Below are 22,935 nucleotides of genomic sequence, written 5' to 3' on the forward strand. Positions count from 1 at the left end.
TACGCACGCGGCTCCGTGCACACAGTCACCTACAAGGTGGAACTGTCCAGATAACTTCGTGTTCACCCTGACCAGCGTGCGCCGCCCCAACCTGGCGCCACGCCCGCTGGCCTGCTGCATGTCGTGCGGCAGGGACGTGAAGGCAAGGCAGAGCTGGCGCGACCCGAAGGCCAAGGTCGGCAAGTACCGTGCCCAGTACGACTACCGGTGCCCGAACACCAGCTGCGGGCATGCCCTGGTCGAGCCGTATGTGCGTCCGGCCTCGGACATCATCCTGTGGGACGACATCGGCACCCGCATCGGCGACCGCGACAAGCCGCTCGTCGAGAACACGATGCGGCGTATCGAAGCAGGCCGGGCCAAGTACCCCTACCAGCCGAGCGTCATCACCCTCACACACGGCAAGGACGGCACGGACCGAGCCTTCGTCCCCTTCGAGAGGCCGCTCCCGGTCCGCACCACCAAGATCGGCGAAGCCCTCCTGGTGCCGGTGGGCGGCTCGTGGAACGACAGCGCGTACCCCGCCGACGGACCGATACGTACGCGGACCACGCGGGAGAGCGAGGCTCTGGTCACGGTCGACCCGGCGCCGTTCATCGTGGAGTACCGCAACAACTGCGACGCCTCGCCCGTGACCGAGCCGCTCAGCACCCTGGCCACGGCCCGCCACCACGGCCTAGTCGTCCCAGGCGGCGTCGTCCCGGCCCGAATCCGCAACACCCTGGTCATCCCCTATCGCAGGGGCAACACGCCCAAGAACGCCGGCGAGCCCCTACACACCCTGTCCACCCGCGACTCGGCCGCCCTCGTGCACAACGCGCCAGCGATCGAGGACTGCTACTTCCGCATGATCAAGCCGCGCGAGCATCTGTCGGCCCAACGCTTCCCCGACACCTTCGAGCCCGTCGGCAACCAGGCCGAACAGACCCAGCAGGCCGGTAACGCCGTGAGCGTCAACGTCGCCCGCTTCTTCGGCGAACGCCTCATGCCGGTCCTGACCTGACCCCCAGAAGAAGAGGAGAACACCGCTATGACCCCTGCCATATCCGATCCGCTGGACGTCCTCGCCCAGCAGCGTGAACAGCTCGATATCGAGCGTCGCCGCATCCAGAAGGCGCACTGCCTGGCCGTGCTCGACCACATCTCGGCAAAGGTCCGCCGTGGCTGCCCCGAGGCGGAATACGTCGGCTTCGCCTACCACGGCAAGACGCGTGAACTGGACCTCCTCGGCGTGCTCGGCGAGCAGACCAGCCCGCTCAGCGGCTTGCCCTGGCTGTGGGAGAAGAGCGACGAGGAGCATCGCCTCGCCGAGCTCGCCGTAGAGATCGAAGTCGATGTCCAGACCGCCCTGGAACCCTTCGACTCTCCGGCCTGGGCCACCGTGCGACGCAACTCCGCGAACGACGGAAACCTCTGGCTGGTCGAGCTGCCTCCGCCCGACCGGGCAGCGCGCATTGCCGAGCTGGTGCGCGAGCACCACCCGGAGGCCACCGCCATCGTCGTGGACGGCCGCAGCGCCGGGGGCCGAGTCATCGCAGTGATAGAGGGCGCCTCCCATGAGGGCACCGACAACCTTGCACGGCGGCGCTGGACACGCGAGTGCGACGACGCCCTGACCCGCCTGGTCGCACAGGTCTTCGCGCTACCGGCACTGGCAGACCGCCATCTCTTGCCGCCCAACGGTCGCTACACCCACCCCGACGGCGGCACCCCCAGCGACCGCGTGCGCCTGATGCCGCTGCCGCTAACCCCATAGCCGTCACGGAGATCGGATGAGCGGCCCTGGGCGGGTCAGCGAGGCGCCGTGCGCCGGGGACGGGCGCTTCACCCCCGACGACGCGACTGCGGACTCACTCAGCAGGCCGGAGATGCGCAAACTGCTGGCCGTTTGCCAGGAGTGTCCCTTCCGGGCGCAGTGCATCGCCCTGGTCAAGCCGCGTGGCTCCCTGTTCGACGGGATCTGCGGCGGGCGGCTGTGGCTTCGAGGCGAGGTCAGGGCCACCTGCGAGGGCGCCCACCCCGGCGAGCTCCGGGAAGGCGCTGCGTCTATCACTCACGGCACTCCGGCAGGGGCTCGCGCCCACAACCGACGCGGTGAACCGGCCTGCTCCCTGTGCCGGGAGGCCGGACGGCTTGACCAGGCGCGCCGACGCGAGCGCAAGCGTGCCTCCGGCCCGTAAGTACCCCTTTCAACCCCCTTCTTGGAGAGACAGAGAGACATGTTCACGATCAAGGCGGATGCCCTGTCCGCCATCCTCGACAAGGTCGCACCGCACCACCTCAAGGCGCGCGACACCGACGGCCTGGACGTGGTCGTCCTCGACTGCACCCGCAACCGACTCCACGCCGTCGGCGCCGGAGCACGCACGATCGCCGTAGCCCGCACACCGATCGAGAACACCGCGCAATGGACGGCCCCCATCGACTACGACGAGGCCATCGCGCTGCGCGCCTGGCTGGACACCTCCGACCACGTCCATGTGGAGCACACCCTCGACAGAGGCCGCCCGCTGCTGCGCTTCATCGAGGGCCCAGCGCAGATCACCATGCCCGTCGCCACCGACGCGCCCGAGCTGCCCTGGCGGGACATCGTGCGTCTGGAGGCGCACCCGCCGCTTGCTGAGCCGCGCGTTGTACAGATCAGCTCCGAGGATCTCGCCCTGTGGGAGGCGGCGGGCCAGGACATCGAGATCTGGGCCGCAGCCGGGGCGGCGGCGTTCATCGTCACCTCGGGCCCTGATTTCATCGGCGTGCAACTGCCCCAGCTCGAAGCGCCGGACGGGAACCCGCTGGACGGCTGGACTGCGTCCCTGCGCACGCGGTGGTTCCTGCACGAGGGACTGCCCTACGAAGTGGGGGTCGGCTACGCGGACCGTTGGGGGATGGTGTGGCGCATCGTCGCCCGTCCCGCGCCGGGGCAGGAGCCGACGGCCGTCTCTGCCGACCCGTCCGCCGCCGCACTGCCGCTATCGGTGGTACTCAATGCCGGCGGTCCCCTCCTGCGCGTCTCTGCCTGATCTTGATCCCGAGATAGGTGACACTTGTGAAACTGATAGAGAAGACCTCGGCGAATGAGTGCACTGCGCTCAATGCAACCGCCCTGGAAGGCGATCCAGGCTTCGGCCTCCATGTCCTCCCCATCGCATGGCGCGCCCTCCCCACCCACACCCACCCCACACCCCAACTGTCCAGTTCTGTATGCGAAGTGAAGGGAAACCAGTGAACAAGGCCCAGCTCATCCAGGCCGTCGCCGCCAAGGGTGGCCGCCAGCTCTCGCCGACCGAAGCCGTGGAGATCGTTCTCGACGTCTTGGTGCGCGCTGTCGTCGCGGGCGACCCCGTCTCCGTCACCGGCTTCGGCTCCCTCGCCCCCCGGCACCGTCCGGCACGCAAGGCACACAACCCGCAGACGGGCGCCAAGGTGACGGTCGCCGCCTCCCGCGTCGTGAAGTTCCGCCCTGGCGCACGGTTCCAGGACCTGTTGGCGCAACGCCGGCCGATGCCCGAGTCCGGCAACTGCATCCAGAAGGCCCCCAAGACGCCCCGCCCGTAACCCTGCACACCAGGTCGCCGTCCCGGTATGCGCCGTGGCGGCGACCGCCCGAAGGACACACGATGAACCACCCCGTGGGAACCGAGATAGAAGCCACCGCCCAGTGGCTGGAGGAACACGCTGCCAGCGGTGCGGCCAACGTCCTGCGTCGCGTCGCCCGCCAGCGCGACCAGGCGCGTGACCGGGAGGACTACACGGTGGACCGAGCGCACCGTTACCGCCTGGCGTGGCGCTCCGCACGCCGGCGCGCCGGGCGCCACGCGGCCGGGGTCACCGAACTGTCGCGACAGCTGGCCGAGTTGGAGTACCTGTTCAACGGGCAGGCGCGGCCGTCGGCTCAGCCCGTGCAGGAGGTCTACCGCGAGAACGCCCTGATGCGCATCGACCTGGCGCGCTTCCAGAACCTGGTCGAGCGCGCGGGCTGGATGCCCGATTCCGAGCCGCGGCGCCTGTGGCGGTGGCGTAACGGCTGGTGGGAACTGGCCTACCGCAAGAGGAACCCGAAGGACGGCTACCCCGACTCCGGGTGGTACCTGTGGGGGCCAGTCGAAGGCTGCTTCGGCGAGTGGACGGCCCGGCAGAAGGCCGACGCCACCATCGACGCCGACCGGTTGATCACCGAGCACCTCACCGTCCAGGCAGAAGCCGAGCGGTGAAGACCCAGCCCCAGAGCGCGCCCGTCACGCTGCCCAGCGTGCAGGCCACGGGGGAGTGGCAGCCGCGCGTCATCGGCCTCGACCTGTCCCTGACCTCGACCGGGATCGCCGGAACGGACTGGGCGCTGGCGGCCCGGCCCGGCCGACGGCGCAGCCGCGAGCGGCTGGACTGGCTCCTCGCGGCTATCGCGGTGAGCGTGAAGGACGGCACCAACCTGGTAGTCGTCGAAGGCGCCGCGTACGCGCAGGGCGGGCAGGCCGGGCACCACGAACTGGCGGGTCTGTGGTGGCTGGTGACGCAGTACCTGTGGCGCCAGCGCATCCCGTACGCCGTGGCCAACCCGCACCACCGCACGATCTACGCGACCGGGCGGGCGAACCCGGCCCAGCACGTTCCCCGCAAGGAGCGGTCCCGAGTGGCCTAGGGAATGGTGCGCAACGTGGTCGTGGCGCGGTACGGCGTCGAGTGCGACGGGCCGGGGCGCTACGACCAGGCCGACGCCACGATCCTCGCCGCGATGGGCCTCGACTGGCTCGGCTACCCCACGGTGCCGGTACCGGACACCCACCGGCGGGCCCTGGAAGCCGTGCAGTGGCCAGACCTAATCCCAATATCAGGAATTAGGGAATTGAATTGCGGAAAATAAATGCGAATTCAGAGGGGTGGATATTGATTTTGGGGTATTTGCCATTAAGATATAACTAAGGAATTCGGGAAACATTCGAATTGCAAAGGGGACTGGGAATGCGAATCCAGAACAACGGCTGCGGCTGCGAGTGCAACCGGCCCGGCGGCTTCTGCGGAGGCTGCGGCCACGCCGGATGCGGCGGCCGACGCCGTTAGCCACCCAGACCCCGAGCTCACACCGCGCCCCCGGCCCCACGGCCGGGGGTGCACCCATACGCGCAAGCGCCCTCTTGGAGACCACCGCATGACCTACACCCGAGGAATTCAGACCCTCGCCAACCACATCGGCACCGAACCCGAATACGTTGCCCGCGCCCTGCGCACAGCATCCCGCGCCCACGCGGTCATACGCGCCAACCAGTTCCAGCACATGACCGACGAGCAATTCCGGCGCCTCATGGGCAGCGACCGCCATGTTGTCGCCGTCGTCGCCAACCTCGCCCTGCGCTTCGCCGGGCGCATCGAGGACGCGCTGCTCCTCATGGACATCTACCACGCCAGCCAAGGCGCAAAGCCGCCCCGGCAGGTCATCCGCAAGGGCGTCGGAACGCTCCCCGAGCACCACAACCACCCCCACATCCAGCAGGCCATCCGCATCCTCGACGCTGCCGGACTGCCGCCCATCGTCACCGACGGCACACACCAGCTGCGCCCCGGCTTCCAGGTCCTGCCTGCTGGCGACGAGTTGCCCGGCTGGATCTTCATCGCACCCGACCCGGACTGCGGCGACCGCACCGGCTTCGCCGGCGGACCGCTCGGCTATCTCGCCGTCATGCGCTGGGCCGGATGGGGCGTCATGACTGAACCCGTGCTCGGAGGGCTGTGGGCCGTCGTCCACCCCGACCACCGCAACGACCCCTTCTCCTCCTGACCGCACCCGACCTGTTCCCGGCCGGCGTGCGCGGGCCGGGGCGGCCGACCCTGAAAGGCCAACTGCACATGAAGTTCCCGGTAGACGACGACACGCTCGCCGCATGGTCCTCCCTCCTGGGCCTCACCGAAGCACAGAGGGCCAGCACCCTCACGGAGATCGAGAAGACCCTGCGCGTCGGCTACGACCACCGCCCCGCTGAGCTCAGGCACTTCAGCTTCGAGGAGCTGATCGCCGACATGGGCGTCGACGAGCTGGCCCTGATGTTCCTGGTCACCGGCCTGCGCCAGACCGGACACCCCGAAGCGGCCGAAGCCGTCGAGATACGCGCCGCAGTGGCCGAACTCCAGGCCCATCACGAGGCCGACTGAATCCCGACACCGCAGCCTCACCGCCGCCCCGGCCGCGCACCGCGCACCGGGGCGGCCCCATGCGCGCACTCAGAGGAACTCCATGCCCGACGACGACATATTCCTGCCGCGAGCCGCCACACCCGCCGCGGCGCGGCCTGCACCCAGCTGGGCGAAGAAGGCCCCGCCCAAATCGAAAGCCGCCGTACGCCCCGCCAAGACCACCTGGCGCAAGGCCTTCGCCCCGCGCAACCCCCACGACCACGCCCACAAGATCGCCGGGAACGTCATGGACACCTGGTACCAGAGCCACGGCGGGAGCAGCATCGACGTCCCCCTCGGCACCGTCGCCGCGCTCGCGCTCCTGCGCCAGCCGCCGAACACCGGCACCGGCCTCGCCGACTGGATCCTGGGCCGCCAGCCGCACGAACTGCCCCAGCTCTTCAAGGAGATCTACCTCGGCCACTGGATCAAGCGCCCCGACCTGATCGACCGCGCCGTGCGCCTGCACGACTGGGCCTGGAACCCCGCCCCCGACCCCCACCAGCTCCGCGCCGTCCAGGCCGTCACCCACCGCGCCCTCAACCAGGGCCTGTTGGACCTCACCGGCCACGACGACCCCTACATGCGCGCCGAGACCGACGTCCTCAGCCCGCTCCTGACAGGCCTGCGCCACAAAAGCGACAAGAAGTGGCGCGGCGAGTACCACACACCGCCGGGCGTCAGCGACCTGCTGGCCCGCATGCTCGTCGACAAGGACTTCGCCCAGCCCGACATGGCCATCCGCGAACCCGCCGTCGGCTCCGGCACCATGCTCCGCTCCGTCGCCCAACGGCTGCGCGACCTCGGCCTCAACTCGCACGACTACCTCTGGTACGGCAACGACATCGACGCACTCGCCGCAGCCTGCGCCGCCGTCAACACGATCATCTGGGACCTCGGCCCACGCGCCTACATCGGCTGCGCCGACTCCCTCGCCCTCGAAGACGGCGGCTACGCCAAGACGCTCACCGAAGCCAAGGACTCCTTCGAGCAACGCGACCGGTACATGGACACCGCGAGCACCATCGCCGCGGACCGCCGCGCCTTCCGTCTCCTGGACGAGCTCACGTCCAAGGAACCGGCCTCCGCATGAGCGACGAGCACGACCTCGCACGACCCCGTGCCGCCCCCACGCGACAAAGGCGCCGACCTCCCTTCGCACAGCCCCAACCCACCAGCAGCGCCCACCCGATCCACCAATTCGCCCCCGACCTTGATGAGCCCTGGACCAAGGAGGACACCGACACCCCCGACCGCACGGCCGCCTACACCCACCCCGAAGGCCACCGCATCGGCCTGCGCCTCCAAGGCAACAACCTGATCATTCAGACCTGGATCACCGCAGGATCTCGACTGCCACCCATCCCCGACGGCACGGAGACGGAGCAGGCCGAAGCCCAGGCTGCCAACGACGCGCGTCTTCAGCCCGGCCGCACCTGGCACCGCATCGTCGCCCTCCGGCACACCAGCGACATCGCGGCGGCCATCGACGCCGTCCTGCGCGACGGGCTCATCCGCTCGCTCACCACCAAGCCCAAACGCATCCACGCCGCCACGTACGGGCCCACCCCAGAAGGCGGCACCCACGCCCGGCAGACCCACGCCACCACAAAGGAAGGAACCCAGAAGTGACCACCTCCGACCCCCGCATCGAGGTCAACGGCCCAGGCGACTATGCCGAACTCCTGCCGTTCCTCATCGGCCACCAACCCGAAGACACCATCGCCGTCCACGGCCGCATCGCCACCGGCGTCGGCACCGGGCCAACCATGACCCTGCCGCTCCCCGAGGACCCCGACACCTGGCAGCCCATCGCCGAAGCCTTCGCGACCCAGTTCCACCACATCACACACGACCACGGACGCCACGACGTCCTGGACATCATCGTCTTCCTCTGCCGCAACCCCCGACCCGGCCAGAGCGCCACCGAAACCGCCGAATCGATGCGGCCCCTGGCCGACTACTTCGTTGACGCCTTCAACAAGCCTCGCCGAGCCCCCGTCATGTCGGTCATCGCCCTCATCGACAACCACTGGTGGGCATACGAGTGCCACCTCCCCGGATGCTGCGAGGGCGAGCCGCTCCCCGGCCCCGATGACCCCAACAGTGTGACCGCACAGCTGATCCGCCTCGACCGCACCCCCGGCCGCCGCACCAGCGACATCACCCAGGAGTTCCTGCCCGCCGAGCCGGAAGACGCCGCAGACCTGCTCCGCGCCCTCGACAACGAAGGCGCCGCCTGGGCCCAGCACTGCGCCACGCCATCCGACGACGGCACAGTTCTGCAGGCCACCCACACGCTCCTGGAGACCGCGATACGCGACTTCCACAACGGCGCCACCGAACTCGCCCACGACATCACCGCCCGACTCATCTACGGCCTCAACGACGAATGGGCCCAAGACCACGGCCTCGAACACATCGAGGACGACGACCTCCCCCACACCCGCCGCCTGTGGGCCTTCCTCGCCCGCCGCTCCCTCCCCCCGTACGAGGCCGCAGCCGTCCCTGCACTCACCCTCCTCGCCGCTGTCGCCTGGCGGCAAGACGACCAGCCCACCGCACGCCTCGCCCTCCAACGCGCCCTGACCCTCGCCCCCCACGACGAACTCGCCGACGCCATCCACGGCGCCATCAACTACGGACTCGACGGCACGACACTCCTCCCCATCGCCCGCAAGGCGAAGGCCAAACGCCACGCCCGCACCCACAGCAGCGACGCCTACGAGAACTGAACGTCCAGGCCCCCGCGGCCCCGGCACCCCGCCGGGGCCGCGCCGAGGAGAAAGACCCGCGCATGACCACACCGGCCGAATCCGTCGTCTGGCTCCGCCCCGAATTCCAGGGCCGCGAAGACGAGCTAGTCCACCTCGCCGGCGCAGCCACCCTCGTAGGAGTCACACGCTCCACCGTCAGCAACTGGGCCAAGCGCCACGCCAACTTCCCCAAGATCGCACTGCTGATGGGCATCGGCGCCGGACGCGCGAAGTACGTGCCCTGCAACGAGTTCCTCGACTTCGCACGCGCCCAACTGAACAAAGAACGCGGCACTGCCCGAAAGACAGGACCCCACCGGCCCTCAGCCGCCATCCGATCCGAACAGATCTCCCACCACGAACGGCAGATCACCCGACTCGCGGAACTGGAGAAGCGACAGAAGAAGGTCCTCGCAGACACGAGGCGCGCCTTGCGCAAGCACCGTGCGCGCCTCGTACAGGCCCGTCAGGGACTGAAGGCCGAGATAGCGGCAGTCCACAGTCTCGAACTTGCAGACACAGCGGCGGACATGGATCGCACCGCATCACCGGACGGGAACGTGGCGCCGGGTAGTCTGTGAGAACACGGCTGACCTGCAAAGACGGTCACCGGCTCAGCCCCGGGTGCAGGGGAGGTGAGCCCGTGTTCAACTCGATGGCGATGCGAAGCTCCCCGGTTCTGGTTCCAGCTCCAACCTGCGACGTCGCCGTTCACGACAGCTCTGGGGCTCCTGCGTGGGCACCGGATGGGAACGCCATGGGTACGGAAGGACCAGGAAGGAGCTGGCAAGACCAGGTAGGAAGCAGTGGTGAAACCTGTCCTGACCTGGTGTTTCTCCGAAGACTCCGGCGTGATTGACCAAGATCAAGACGGACATGTGCTGACTCGTAATGCGTAGGTCTCGGGTTCGAATCCCGAAGGCGGCTCTATGGTGAACCCCAGGTCAGGCCCCTGACCTGGGGTTTCTCTTTTCTGCTGACCTTGGAATTCCGGCGAAAAGGGCACTCGCGTTCTATGTATCGCAATGCGTAGGTCTGAGGTTCACTGATGGTATTCGCTTTGCGTTGGCATCGCTGTGACCTGGGTGTTTGCGGCCCGGGGGCCTCTGGCTCCATTTTTGATGCGTGTCTGGTGGCCGTTCGGTGGCCATTTGTGCAGCGAGGGTGCAGCAGATGGTCCCTCAGCTGTCCGGCTGGGGCTGTGCCGAGCGCACGTGCTTGTGCAGTCTGAACAATCTCGCGTCTCGCTGACTCCGGGCCCGGGCACTCTCCTCGGCGACCCGGTGAACGGGGCCGCGTCACGCGTCCGCGAAAGGCGGCAGCAGGACGCGGAAGGTCGACCCTTGGCCCGGGGAGGTCGTCAGTTCCGCGCGGTCGTGGTGTGCGGCGACTAGGAGCGGGGAGAGGTGGGCTTGATCCGCTTTGACGGACATTCGAGATCAGGGGTTCTGACCGAGACCGAGACCGAGACCGAGACCGCGGTGCGGCTGTGGGTCAGCCAGGCCGAGGTCGACGCCGGTTAACGTGACGGCCTGACCAGCAGTGAACGCGAACAGCTGGCCGCGCCGCGGCGGGAGGACCGCTGGCTGCGTGAGGACGTCGACATCCTCAAGCGGGCCACGGCTTTCTTCGCGTCAATGTCAGGCTGTTGGCGATCGGCGGGTGGGCACGGGCCGAAGCCGCCTTTGGTGGTTGGTTCTTGATGTGCAGCCCTCCGGTGGCAGGATCCTGTCGACCGGTGGGCTGGCTCGTTTCTTCGCTGCCCCGCGCGGCGGTGGCTTGTCGGCGATGTGCCGCCCGCCGGTCACAGGCCGTCCGGTGCGGTGTGGCTTGATAGGAGCGTGCCGCTGGCCCGATTGAGGCGTGCCCCCGGCACCGGACGATCACCTGAGCATCCGGCATCGTCGCAGGGAGGCACGTTGATCGTCGTCGGGATGGACGGACACAAGAACACGCACACGCCGGTGGCGGTCGATCCGTTGGGAAAGAGGCTGGCGGAACTGGCCGTCGCCGCCAGACCCCTCGGCCATCTCAAGGCGCTGGCCTGGCTGCACGGCTTCGGTCCGGTGCTGGTAGCAGTCGAGGACTGCCGCCACTTGACCGCCGGTTCGAGGCCGACCTGCTCAACAGCGGACACGCGGTGGTACGGGTGCACACCCGGCTGATGGCCGGCGCGCGACGCTCGGCCCGGGAGCGCGGGAAGTCCGACCCGATCGACGCCGAGGCGGTGGTCCGGGTCGCTCTGCGCGAGCCCGACCTGCCCAAGGCATGCCTGGAAGGGCCGAGCCGCGACATCAAACTGCTGATCGACCACCGGCGCACGCTGGTGGCCCAGCGCACCGCGATCGGCGACAAGCGTGAGATCAGCTGGATGAACCGCCGGATGCGTGACCCGCATGTCCGGTGGTGTGAGAGGAGGGACGGGCGACCCGTCCCTCCTACTCGATTTTCTGCTGTCCCCGAGAGGGCTCCTCGGCTCGCGCGGTCGGTCGTGAGCGTGGTGCTGTCGGCGGCGGTCATGCCTGCCGAACGCCCGCCGGGGAGCGTCATCGAGGTGTCCTGGATCCGCATGGCTTGAAAGTACCCTTATAAAATTCCTTCGTGAAGGTATTCTTTCGTTCTGGTCGGGACGGCCGCCTGTGACGGCTACCTCTGGAAGGACACTCGGCGTGGACGACGTGATGGATGACCTGCGGGACCGGTTCGGCTCGGGGGCGGGTGCCCTCGCCGACGAGGAGCTGACGGCCGCGGTGGCCCTGGCGGTGCACCGCCTCACCGGGGCGAGAGAGATCGAGCTCGACGGGGCCGGGCCGCTGCGGCTGCACCCGGGACTCACCTTCCGCGAAGTCGCCGAGCGGGTACGAGTGTCGGGCGCCGGGCTCGGTGTCGTCACCGAGGCCGAGACCGAGCTCGATGGTGATGTGGACCTCGACCGGGTCGTGCTGCTCGTCGAGCGGCTCGTCGCGGGGCCCGACCTGCCCGTGGGGCGCGTCGATCTGGCGTACCCGGAGGAGCTGGAGCAGTTGCGCGCGTGGAACGACACCGATCGCCCGGTGCCCGCGACCACGCTCGTGCGGCTCATCGAGGAGAGGGCGGCGCGCAGCCCCGAGGCCGAGGCGGTGCGCGACGAGGACGAGGCCGTGGACTTCGCCCGGCTGGGACGGGAGTCGAATAGGCTCGCCCGGCTGCTGGTGGCCCGAGGTGCGGGCCCGGGGCGGACGGTCGCGGTTGCGCTGCCCCGGTCGGCGCGGCTGCCGGTGGCGCTGGTGGCGGTGCTCAAGTCCGGGGCGGCGTATGTGCCGTTGGACCTCGACCATCCGGCGGGACGGCTCGCCGCGGTGGTGGAGGACACCCGGCCGGTTGCCGTGATCGGGGGCGGGGCGCGTCTCACCTCCCTGGAGTTCCTGGACATCGACGTCCTCGACCTCGACGCTCCCGCCGTCCGCGCCGAGCTCGACCGGCTGCCGGACACCGACCTGCGCGCCGACGACCTGCCCGGCGGTCCCGCCCGGCCCGCGGATCCCGCGTACGTCATTCACACCTCCGGCACCACGGGGCGCCCGAAGGGAGTCGTGGTCTCCCATGCCGCGATCTGCAACCGGCTGCTGTGGATGGGGGAGGAGTTCGGGACGGGGCGGTCCGACCGGGTGCTGCACAAGACACCCGTCGGGTTCGACGTGTCCGTGTGGGAGTTGTTCCTTCCGCTGATCAGTGGGGCCGTCATGGTGGTCGCGCGGCCCGGCGGGCACCAAGACCCCGGATACCTCGCCGAGTTGGTGCGGCGCGAGCGCGTGACCCTCGCGCACTTCGTGCCGTCGGTGCTCCAGGTCTGCCTGCAGGATCCCGAACCGTGGCGGGGTACCGGGCTGCAGCGGATCGTGTGCAGTGGCGAGGCCCTGCCCACCGAACTCGCCGCGCGGGCCGTCGAGGTGACCGGCGCCGAGGTCCACAACCTGTACGGGCCCACCGAGGCAGCCGTGGACGTCACGGCCTGGGCGTATTCGGCGGCGGACACCACGGCGACCGTTCCCATCGGGCGGCCCGTGTGGAACACCCGGACCCACGTTCTCGACGAGGTGCTGCGGCAGGTGCCCCCGGGCACGGTGGGCGAGCTGTATCTGGCCGGTGACCAGTTGGCGCTCGGGTATCTGGGGCAACCGGAGCTGACCGCACGGCGGTTCGTCGCCGACCCCTTCGGTCCCGCCGGGACCCGGATGTACCGGACGGGCGACCTCGTGCGCCGACTGCCGGGCGGCGAGCTGGAGTTCGTCGGGCGCGCCGACCAGCAGATCAAGCTGCGCGGGATACGGATCGAACCGGCCGGCATCGAGGCGGCGCTGGTCGCCCACGCGAGCGTACGGGCGGCCGCGGTGCTGCTGCGCGAGGACCGGCCGGGGCATCCCTGCCTCGCCGCGTACGTGGTGCCGAGTGAGGGTGCCCCGGAGGCTGGTGCGGACATCTGGCGGGCCCATCTGGCGCAGTCGCTGCCCGAAGCCATGGTGCCGAGCGTGTTCGTCGCCCTGGACCGGCTGCCGACCACCGTCAACGGCAAGCTCGACCGTTCGGCGCTGCCTGTTCCGGAGGCGCCCGAGGTGGCCAGGGCGGGTGGTGGCCAGGAGCCCCGCACCGTGCGGGAACGCGCGCTGTGCGCCTTGTTCGCGCGGGTGCTCGGCCTGCGGCGAGTCGGCACGCACGACAACTTCTTCGACCTGGGCGGCCATTCACTGACCGCGGCCCGCCTGTCGACCCTCGTACGGTCGACTCTCGGCGTCGAGTTGTCGATTCGCGACCTGTACGCGCAGCCCACGCCCGCCGCCCTGGGCAAGCGCCTCGACGGTGCGGCGGCCGCCCGGCTTCCGCTGACCGCCCGGCTGCGGCCCGCGCGCGTACCGCTGTCGGCGGCCCAGTCGAGCCTGTGGTTCCTGGACCGGATGGGCGGCGGCGGAGCGACGTACAACATGCCGCTCGTGCTGCGGCCTCGCCGGCCGCTGGACGTGGACGCGCTGCGGGCAGCACTCGCCGACCTCGCCGACCGGCACGAGATCCTGCGCACCCGGCTGGTCGCCGTCGACGGCACTCCGTATCAGGAGATCGCCGACGTTGGCGCCGCACAGCCCGGGTTGAAGGTCGTCGACTGCCAGGCCGCGGAGATCGAGGCGCAGCTCGCAGCCGCCGTGCACCGTCGCTTCGACCTGGAGAAGGACACTCCGCTGTGGGGCGCCGTGTTCGGTCGTGACGGTGCGGGGCAGGTCGTCGTGCTCGTGCTGCATCATGTCGCCGGGGACGGCTGGTCTTTGGGGCCGCTGGCGCGGGAGCTGAGCCACGCCTATGCGGCGCGGGCGGCGGGACGGGCTCCGGAGTGGGAGCCGCTGCCCATCCAGTACGCCGACTATGCGCTGTGGCAGCGCGAGCTGCTGGGCAAGGGCAGTGAACTGGCAGAGCAACAACGGGAGTTCTGGCGTGATGCGCTGGACGGGCTGCCGGAGGAGAGCGCGCTGCCCCTCGACCGGCCGCGTACCGGGGCGGGCACCGGGGCCGGCGGCCATCTCACCGTGCCCGTCGACGCACGGCTGCACGGTGCGCTGCGCCGGCTCGCCGAGGAGTCCGGCGCCAGCCTGTTCATGGTGCTGCACGCGGCCCTCGCGGCGCTGCTCACTCGCTGTGGCGCGGGCACCGACATCCCCGTCGGTACCCCGGTAGCCGCCCGCCAGGACACCACGCTCGACGGGCTGATCGGACACTTCGCCAACACGCTGGTGCTGCGCGCGGACACCTCCGGCGACCCCGGCTTCCGCGCACTGCTCGCCCGGGTCAAGGACGCGGACCTGGCCGCCTACGACCACCAGGACCTGCCCTTCGAGCGGGTGGTCGAGGAGCTGAACCCGGCTCGCATGCCGGGCCGTCATCCGCTGTTCCAGGTGATGCTGGCGCTCCAGAACAACGCGGACGCCGAACTGCGCCTGGGGGAGGAGGTGTTGCCTCTGGTGCCGCAGGAGACCGCCACCGCGAAGTTCGACCTGTTCTTCAACGCCGTCGAGCGGCCCGCCGAAGGCGGCATCGACGTCCGCGTCGACTACGCCGCGGACCTGTTCGACCCGGCCACGGTCGCCGCCCTCGGCGACGCCTGGCACGCCCTGCTGGAGGCCGTCGTCGCCGACCCCGACCTGCGCGTCGGCGCCCTGCCCGCACCCCGCCCGACATCCTCGGAACCGGCCGTGGCGCCCGTGGAGCGCCTGGTCCTCGCGCAGGCCGGCATCCGGGACGCGGCGGCCGTCGAGGGGCCGGACGGCCGTCCGGTCGTCCTGGCCGTTGCGGACCGTGAGGGCGCGGTGCGCCGGGCCGCCGAGGCGACCGGGTTGCGCGTGGTCGCCGTCTCCGCCCTGCCCCGTACGCCGCAGGGGGCGATCGACCGGGCAGCGCTCGCCTTCCTGCCGCTGGTCGACGACGTACTCGCCGCCGACCTTCAACGGGAACTCACAGCGTTTCCAGGCGTGTTGACGGCCGCCGTCGCGCTCGAGGCGGACGTACCGGCGATGGCGGCGCTGCGGTTCACTACTGCCGCGGCCGCTGTGCCGGCTTTTGAGACGCCGTCACAGGTGGCGCCGGAGGACGGCGCGCCGCCGGCTCTCAGCGAGGGGCCCCCGGTCGCCGAGCCCGTCGTCGCCACGCTCCCCGAGGCGCTGCTGCGGGCTGCGGAGGCGGGGCCGCAGGGCGAGGTCGTGCATGTGCGGGCCGACGGCACGCAGGTGCGCCGGAGTTACGCGAGCCTGTACGGCGAGGCCACCCGGGTGCTGGGCGGTCTGCGCGGCCGGGGGCTCGTGCCCGGCGACGCCGTGATCCTCCAGTGCGAGGACAACGAGGACTTCCTGGCCGCGCTATGGGGCTGCGTCCTCGGCGGCTTCGTCGTCGTACCGCTGACCGTGCCGCATTCGTACGACACCCCGTCCGCGGCCCGCGCCAAGCTTGTCGGCGTCCACGGCATGCTCGGCCGGCCCTGGGTGATCACCTCCGGGCGGCACGAGAGCGCGCTGCGGACGTTCCTCACCACAGAGGAGCCGGTGCGGCTCGCCACCGTCGGCGCGCTGCGCGAGGCCGCCGCCGACACCGCGATCCACCCCGCGCGGCCCACGGACACCGTGCTGATGCTGCTGACCTCCGGCAGCACCGGACTGCCCAAGGCCGTGCGCCTCAGCCACCGCAACATCCTCACCCGCTCCGCCGCCACCGCCGCCGTCAACTCCCTCACCAGTGACGAGACGTCGCTGAACTGGATCCCGATGGACCACGTCACCGGCGTGGTGATGTTCCATCTGAGGGACGTCTATCTGGGCTGCCGCCAGGTACACGCCCCCACCGGTTGGGTGCTCGCCGATCCACTGCGCTGGTTCGACCTCGCCGACCGCTACCGGGTGACCGTCACCTGGGCACCCAACTTCGCCTTCGGCCTGCTCGCGGAGCATGCCCACCGCATGGCGGACCGCACCTGGGACCTGGCGCCGCTGCGCTTCATCACCAACGCGGGCGAGGTCGTCGCCGCCACCACCGCCCGCCGGTTCCTCGAACTGCTCGCCCCGTACGGGCTGCCGGGCACCGCGATGCACCCGGGCTGGGGCATGTCGGAGACGTCCTCCGTCGTCACCGACGCCGTGTTGCCGGCCGAGCCGGTCCCGGGCGAGGGCGCGGTCGTCAGCTGCGGCCTGCCCTACCCCGGGTTCGCGATGCGCGTGGTGGACGACGCCGACCGGATCGTGCCCGAGGGCACCACCGGGCGGCTCCAGGTCCGCGGCACCTCCGTCACCGAGGGCTACCACGACAACCCCGAGCAGAACGCGGAGGCCTTCACCACCGAAGGCTGGTTCGAGACCGGGGACCTGGCCTGTCTGCGCGACGGCGAGCTGTATCTGACCGGCCGCGCCAAGGACGTCATCATCATCAACGGCGTCAACCACCACAGCCACGAGATCGAGGCCGTCGCCGAAGAACTCCCCTTCGTGGAGCGGTCGTTCACCGCCGCCTGTGCCGTTCGCACCGACCCGGGCGCCAGCACCGACTCCCTCGCCCTCTTCGTCCACCTCACCCCCGGCACCGAGGAGGCCGCCGCCCTGCGCGAACTGCGCGGCAAGGTCACCCGCGAGACCGGCGTCGCCCCCGCCCACCTGGTGCCCGTCGAGGCGGACGACATCCCCAAGACCGAGATCGGCAAGATCCAGCGCACCCTGCTGCGCCGACGCTTCGAGGCGGGCGAGTACGACACCGTCGTGCAGAGGGTGGAGCGGCTGCTGGGGACCACCGCGACCGTACCGGACTGGTTTCTGCGGCCGGTGTGGCGACCCGCTCAACTACCGGACGGGGAAGGGCCGGTGGGGGCACTGCTCGTCGTCGCCTGGCCGTCGTCCTCGACCACGGCCGAGCGGCTCGCGGAGAAGTGGCGGGGTGTGGGCGGGCTGTGCACCGTTGTGTCCCCGGGTGAGGCGTTCGTACGCCGTGACGCCGCCGACTACCAGGTGCGTTCCGACGCCGTCGAGGACTGGGGCGTACTCCTGGAGCGGCTGGCAGAGGACGGGCGGACGCCCGATGCGGTGGCCCTGCTGACCGATGACGGCCAACTCGACTCTTCGGAAGTTCTGTTGGTCCTGTCCAAGGCGCTTGCCGTGTGGGCACGCCCCGTCGCCGTCCATCTGGTGACCGCGCACGCCTGGGCCGTGCGCGAGGACGACCGGCCCTCCTGTGCGCACGCCGCCGCGGGCGGACTGCTGAAGAGCCTGCGGGCCGAACTGCCCTGGATGACCGGGCGGCACATCGACCTGGAAGAGCTGGTGGGGTCGGCGGAGCTGGGCGAGCTGGCTGCCGGGCTGCTGGCCGCGGAGCTCCGCAGCCCGGACACCGCGCCCGAGGTCGCGTACCGCGACGGGCGGCGGGAGGTGCGGATGCTGGAGCGCATTACCGGCCCCCTGCCGCCCGCGCCCGCCCAACTCCCAGGCGCACCCGACGGGTTCCACGTCGTCAGCGGTGGCCTCGGCGGCCTGGCCACCGAGATCTGCGCGCACCTCCTGGCCACACCCGGCACCCGCCTCCTGCTGCTCGGCCGCTCGGACGCGAGTGAGCGGTCGGACGCGTACAACCGGCTGCGCGCGCTCGGCCAGGTGCGCTACGAGCGCGCCGACGTCATCGACCAGGAGCAGGTGTACGCCGCGGTCGAACGGGCGGCGCGGGACTGGGGCGCCCCGCTCGCCGGGGTGTTCCACCTGGCCGGCGGCTTCGACCAACGGCCCGCGGTCGAGTACGAGGTGGCCGAGTGGAGGGAGGCGCTGGCCGCCAAGGTCACCGGCGGTCAGGTGCTGGCGCGGCTCGCGGCCGGGCACCCGGGGGCGGCGTTCGTGGCGTTCTCCTCCGTCAACGGCTACTTCGGCGGGGCGCTGAGTGGCGCGTACTCGGCCGCGAACGCCTTCCTCGACGCGCTGGCCGTGCACCAGCGCAGGGTCGTCGGCGTCGATGCGCGCAGCCTGGCCTGGAGCCGCTGGGACGAGCTCGGCATGAGCCGCGGCTACGGTCTGGCCACACTCACCGAGGCCCGCGGCTACCGCACCGTGGAATCGACCGCCGGCCTGCGCAGCCTCCGCGCCGCGCTCGGCATGGCCGAGCCGCACGTCCTGATCGGCGCCGACCCGGGCGCCCTCTGGGTCGGCAGCCATGTCCACGCCCCGGTGCGCCCGCTGTACCGGCTCGCGGCCCGCGTCGCCCTCGCCGACGGCACCGACCTGGGCGCCCTGCACCGAGCCGCCTCCGAGGCCGCGGCACGGATCGGCGCGGGGGACGGATGGGCGCTGCGGTCGGCCGGCACGGCGGTCGCGGACGGGCCCGCCCCGCAGCGCGACGCACCGGATCAGTGCCGGCGAGAGGCCCTGGAGAACGAACTGACCACCATCTGGCGCGAAGTCCTCGCCACGGACCAGGTCGGCCCCCTGGACACCTTCTTCGACCTCGGCGGTACGTCGCTGCTGCTGATCCGCGTGCAGACGCTGATCGGCGAGCGGCTTGGCCACGAGCTCACCGTCGTCGACCTCTTCGACCACCCCACGGTCCGGGCGCTCGCCGCCCATCTGTCCGCCGGCAACGGCGAGTCGGCTCCCGGCCCCACGCCCGATGCCGTGTCCCCCACCCTCCGCCGTGCCCGCGACCGGGCAGCCCGGCACCGCGCCGCTCGCCCTGCCCGCCGCCCCCTGGACACTGAAGGGACCGTCCGTCATGTCTGACTCCCACAACCACCCCATGGCCGATGATGTGGCCGCACCGGAAGCCTTCGACATCGCCGTCGTCGGACTGGCCGGCCGTTTCCCCGGAGCCGCCACGGCCGACGAGTTCTGGCAGCTGCTGGCCGAGGGACGGGAGGCCGTACGGGACGTCACGGACGAGGAATTCCTCGCGGCGGGCGGTGACCCGGCCGACCTCGACGACCCGTCGCTGGTCCGCAAGGTGTCCGCGCCCGACGGCATCGACCTGTTCGACGCCGCCTTCTTCGGCTTCAGCCCGGCCGACGCCGAACTCCTCGACCCGCAGCAGCGGCTGATCCTGGAGTGCGGCTACCACACGCTGGAGGACGCCGGGTACGTCGTACGCCCCGAAGAGACAGTCGTCGGCGTGTACGCGGGGGCCGACGACAGCACGTACTATCCGGCGCACGTCTACCCGCGCTTCGCGGGCAGTCCCTCCTCCGTCGCGCAGACGCACGCCTCCATCAGCAGCTCGATGGGCGCGGTGGCCACCCGGATCTCGTACGAACTCGGCCTGACCGGACCGAGTCTGACCGTCCAGACCACCTGCTCCACCGGACTGGTTACCGTGCACACCGCCTGTCAGGACCTGCTCGGCTTCAAGTGCGACCTCGCGCTGGCCGCCGCGGTCAGCATCAACCCGTCGGGCCCGCTGGGCTACCGGCACGTGCCCGACGGGCCGTTCTCGCCGGACGGCCGGTGCCGTGCCTTCGACGCGGACGCCGAAGGTACCGTCTCCGGCAGCGGCGCCGGCGCCGTCGTACTCAAGCGCCTGGAGGACGCGCTGGCCGACGGCGACCGCATCCGGGCCGTGATCAAGGGCACGGCCGTCAACAACGACGGCCGCCGCAAGGTCGGCTTCACCGCGCCCAGCGTCGAGGGGCAGACCGAGGTCATCCTGGAGGCGCAGGCGGTCGCGGGCGTCGACGCGGACTCCGTGACGTACGTGGAGGCGCACGGCACGGGTACCCGCATCGGCGACCCTATCGAAGTCACCGCGCTGACCCGGGCGTTCCGTGAGTCCACCGACCGGCGGCAGTACTGCGCGCTGGGCTCCGCCAAGACCAACATCGGCCACCTGGGCGCCGCCGCGGGCATCGTGGGCCTCATCAAGACGGTCCTCGCCCTGGAGCACCGGGCCATCCCGCCGAGCCTGCACTTCGACACCCCCAACCCGCTCATCGACTTCGCATCGAGTCCGTTTCGGGTGCCCACGCGGCTGGAGCCCTGGGAGAGCCCGGACGGCCCGCGTCGCGCCGCCGTCAGCGCGTTCGGGGTCGGCGGCACGAACGCCCATGTGGTGGTGGAGGAGGCGCCTGCGACCGTAACCAAGACCAACGCGACGGACGCAAAGGCCAATTGGCAGGTGCTTCCGCTCTCCGCCCGCACCCCCGCCGCCATCACCTCCATGGGCGCCGACCTCGCCGCCCACCTCGACGACCACCCCGCCGTAACCCTCGGCGACATCGCCCACAGTCTGTGGACGGGCCGACCGGAGATGGGGTATCGGCGCGCGGTCGTGGCCACGGACGCCGCGGACGCCGTCCGCGCGCTGAGCGGCGCCCTGCCCGCGGCCGACCACGTGGGGTCCGGCCGTGTCCCAGCCGTCGCGTTCCTGCTGCCGGGCGGCGGCACCCAGTACGTCGGCATGGGCGCCGGCCTCTACCGCGAACTGCCCGTCTACCGCGACGCCATCGACACCTGTGCCCGCATCCTGCGGCCCCACATCGGCCACGATCTGCGCACGGACCTGTACGAGAACACCGAGCCGGGCAGCCCGGAGGCGTTCCTCTCCCTCGTCGCCACCCAGTACGCCCTGGCGAGCACACTGCTGGAGCACGGGGTCTGCCCCGACGCGCTGATCGGGCACTCCCTCGGCGAGTACACCGCGGCCTGCCTGGCCGGGACGCTCTCCCTGGAGCAGATGCTCCCACTGGTCGCCACCCGTCTCCGGCTCATTGTCGCGGCGGGCGGCGCCACCACCAGCGTGGCCCTCGGCGATTACGAGCTGCATGCATACCTCGCCGACGGCCCCGGCGGGGTGTCCCTGGCCGCCGTCAACGGCCCCTGCGCCTGCACGGTCGCCGGACGCGAGGACGCGGTCGCCGCGCTTGAGGCGAGGCTCGCCGCGGACGGCGTCACCTTCCGGCGGCTGCGCATGCCCGCCGCCGCCCACTCGATGATGCTCGACCCCGTCCTGGACACCTTCGCGACCGCCCTGCGCGGCGTCACTTTCCGGCCGCCGCGCATCCGGTACGTCACCAACGTCACCGGCACCTGGATCACCGATGAGCGGGCGACCGACATCGGCCACTGGCTCGCCCACACCCGCGAGACGGTCCGCTACGCCGACGGCATCGCCACCCTGTTCAACCGCGACACCCCGCTGCTGCTGGAGGTCGGCCCCGGCGAGGTCCTCACCACGCTCGCCCGCACCGCACTTCCCGACGCGGCCCCGCGCACCCTGCCCACCCTGCGCCACGCCAAGGCCGAACGCCCCGACCTCCAGGTGTTCGCCGAGACGCTGGGCCGGCTGTGGAGCGCGGGCGTGCCGGTCGACCTGGCGCGGTGGAACGGTACGAGCGGTACGCGCCGCCGGGTGCCCCTGCCGCCGTACCCCTTCGACCGCCGCAGCCACTGGATCCCCGCACCGGGAGCGAGCAGCCGTCCAACCGACCTTCCTGAAAGGGAGGTCGAGGAGGCCTCGCGTGCCCCGCGCCCGCACCTCGCCGTTCCCTTCACCGCCCCGCGCACCGCGGCCGAGCGGGCCGTCGCCGCGCACTGGGAGGATGTCCTCGGCATCACGGGCATCGGCGTCGAGGACAACTTCTTCGACCTCGGCGGCGACTCGATGCGCGCGGTGCTGCTGACCAACAGGCTGCGCACGGCCGGAGTCCTGGACGTGCCGGTCAAGCGGCTGCTGGCCGCGCCGACCATCGCCGCGCTGGTCAGCGACGCGGCCGAGGACGCCTTCGCCCCCGTACTGGCGCTGCGCTCCGGCGGTACCCGGCGCCCGCTGTTCTGCGTGCACCCCAGCATCGGCACCGCCTGGTGCTACACCGCCCTGCTGCCCCGGCTCGGCCCCGACCAGCCGGTGTACGGGCTCCAGGCGTACGGACTCGACGGGCGGCACCCCGTCGCCGAGGACGCGCGGCGGATGGTCGCCGACTACCTCGGGCAGGTGCGCGCCCTCCAGCCGCACGGCCCCTACCGGCTGCTCGGCGGGTCGTACGGCGGAGTCGTCGTGCACGCCATGGCCACCGAACTGCGCCGCCAGGGCGAGGAGGTCGAGCTGCTCGCCATGATGGACTCCCCGCTGCCCGAGTTCCTGGCCTCGGTGCCGGTGCCCGGCCAGGAGGACGCCGAGCGGCAGATCGCGGCGATCCTCCAGGGCGACGGCTCCGAGATGCCGGTCGGCGCCGACGACGTACGCGCCATGGCCCGCGTCTTCGCCAACAACCTGCGCATCTCCCCGGGCTTCGAACTCGGCCGGTTCGACGGCGAGTTGCTCTTCTTCACCGCCGACGACCACGGCTCCGTACCCGAGGGACTGCCCGCGCCCGTCGCCGCCGAGCCGCTCGCCGTGCAGTGGCAGCGGCACCTCGACGGCGCCGTCCACGACCACCAACTGCACTGCGGGCACTACGAGATGACCCGCCCGGAACACATCGCCCGGGTCGGCGACGTACTCGCCGCAGCGCTGCACGCCCTTGATCACCGAGTGCCCGCCCTCGCCGGAAAGGACTGAC

Annotated in this window: 17 protein-coding genes; all 17 read left to right on the forward strand. The window is 71.0% G+C overall.

What is annotated here, in order from left to right; genetic code table 11:
• The first annotated feature begins 76 nt into the window (after positions 1–76).
• The 17 genes from M2271_RS11145 to M2271_RS11225 all read left to right on the forward strand — a co-directional run bounded on the left by M2271_RS11145 (position 77) and on the right by M2271_RS11225 (position 22,934).
• The gene (locus M2271_RS11145) at positions 77–1,003 is read left to right on the forward strand and encodes a DNA cytosine methyltransferase (protein ID WP_280886974.1); all 927 of its coding nucleotides are present in this window, start codon (positions 77–79) and stop codon (positions 1,001–1,003) included.
• A 27-nt stretch (positions 1,004–1,030) separates the two neighbouring features.
• Positions 1,031–1,756, forward strand: coding sequence for a hypothetical protein (locus tag M2271_RS11150; protein WP_280886975.1), 726 nt, complete (start codon positions 1,031–1,033; stop codon positions 1,754–1,756).
• Positions 1,757–1,772: 16 nt separating this feature from the next.
• Complete coding sequence (locus M2271_RS11155; RefSeq protein ID WP_280886976.1) at positions 1,773–2,180, forward strand: hypothetical protein; 408 nt, start codon at positions 1,773–1,775, stop codon at positions 2,178–2,180.
• A 39-nt stretch (positions 2,181–2,219) separates the two neighbouring features.
• The gene (locus tag M2271_RS11160; RefSeq protein ID WP_280886977.1) at positions 2,220–3,017 is read left to right on the forward strand and encodes a hypothetical protein; all 798 of its coding nucleotides are present in this window, start codon (positions 2,220–2,222) and stop codon (positions 3,015–3,017) included.
• A 202-nt stretch (positions 3,018–3,219) separates the two neighbouring features.
• Positions 3,220–3,552: an HU family DNA-binding protein gene (locus M2271_RS11165; protein WP_280886978.1), complete on the forward strand. Its 333-nt coding sequence runs from the start codon at positions 3,220–3,222 to the stop codon at positions 3,550–3,552.
• Positions 3,553–3,614: 62 nt separating this feature from the next.
• On the forward strand, positions 3,615–4,208 hold the full coding sequence (locus tag M2271_RS11170) for a hypothetical protein (protein ID WP_280886979.1): 594 nt from the start codon (positions 3,615–3,617) through the stop codon (positions 4,206–4,208).
• Positions 4,205–4,633, forward strand: coding sequence for a hypothetical protein (locus M2271_RS11175; RefSeq protein WP_280886980.1), 429 nt, complete (start codon positions 4,205–4,207; stop codon positions 4,631–4,633). The genes M2271_RS11170 and M2271_RS11175 overlap by 4 nt, the downstream gene beginning before the upstream one ends.
• A 507-nt stretch (positions 4,634–5,140) precedes the next feature.
• Positions 5,141–5,767, forward strand: a complete 627-nt coding sequence (locus M2271_RS11180) for a hypothetical protein (RefSeq protein WP_280886981.1) — start codon at positions 5,141–5,143, stop codon at positions 5,765–5,767.
• Between the two features lie 68 nt (positions 5,768–5,835).
• A complete protein-coding gene (locus M2271_RS11185; protein WP_280886982.1) occupies positions 5,836–6,138 on the forward strand; it encodes a hypothetical protein in 303 nt (100 codons plus the stop codon).
• Between the two features lie 82 nt (positions 6,139–6,220).
• Positions 6,221–7,252, forward strand: a complete 1,032-nt coding sequence (locus M2271_RS11190; RefSeq protein ID WP_280886983.1) for an N-6 DNA methylase — start codon at positions 6,221–6,223, stop codon at positions 7,250–7,252.
• Positions 7,249–7,791 (forward strand): hypothetical protein, encoded by a 543-nt coding sequence (locus tag M2271_RS11195; RefSeq protein WP_280886984.1) that lies wholly within the window; start codon positions 7,249–7,251, stop codon positions 7,789–7,791. The genes M2271_RS11190 and M2271_RS11195 overlap by 4 nt, the downstream gene beginning before the upstream one ends.
• Entirely contained in the window at positions 7,788–8,894 is a 1,107-nt protein-coding gene (locus M2271_RS11200) for a DUF4192 domain-containing protein (protein WP_280886985.1), read from the forward strand. Before M2271_RS11195 ends, M2271_RS11200 begins: the two co-directional genes overlap by 4 nt.
• A gap of 62 nt (positions 8,895–8,956) precedes the next feature.
• Positions 8,957–9,496 carry a hypothetical protein gene (locus tag M2271_RS11205; protein WP_280886986.1) on the forward strand — a complete coding sequence of 180 codons (540 nt, stop codon included), beginning with the start codon at positions 8,957–8,959 and terminating at the stop codon, positions 9,494–9,496.
• A gap of 1,353 nt (positions 9,497–10,849) precedes the next feature.
• A complete protein-coding gene (locus M2271_RS11210; RefSeq protein WP_280886987.1) occupies positions 10,850–11,080 on the forward strand; it encodes a hypothetical protein in 231 nt (76 codons plus the stop codon).
• Entirely contained in the window at positions 11,080–11,493 is a 414-nt protein-coding gene (locus M2271_RS11215; RefSeq protein ID WP_280886988.1) for a hypothetical protein, read from the forward strand. The genes M2271_RS11210 and M2271_RS11215 overlap by 1 nt, the downstream gene beginning before the upstream one ends.
• Positions 11,494–11,584: 91 nt before the next feature.
• The gene (locus M2271_RS11220; protein WP_280886989.1) at positions 11,585–19,168 is read left to right on the forward strand and encodes a non-ribosomal peptide synthetase; all 7,584 of its coding nucleotides are present in this window, start codon (positions 11,585–11,587) and stop codon (positions 19,166–19,168) included.
• Positions 19,161–22,934: a beta-ketoacyl synthase N-terminal-like domain-containing protein gene (locus M2271_RS11225; protein ID WP_280886990.1), complete on the forward strand. Its 3,774-nt coding sequence runs from the start codon at positions 19,161–19,163 to the stop codon at positions 22,932–22,934. Before M2271_RS11220 ends, M2271_RS11225 begins: the two co-directional genes overlap by 8 nt.
• The last annotated feature ends 1 nt before the right edge of the window (position 22,935 follow it).

Origin of the sequence: Streptomyces sp. LBL, from assembly GCF_029893585.1 — a bacterium.
Lineage (GTDB): Bacteria > Actinomycetota > Actinomycetes > Streptomycetales > Streptomycetaceae > Streptomyces.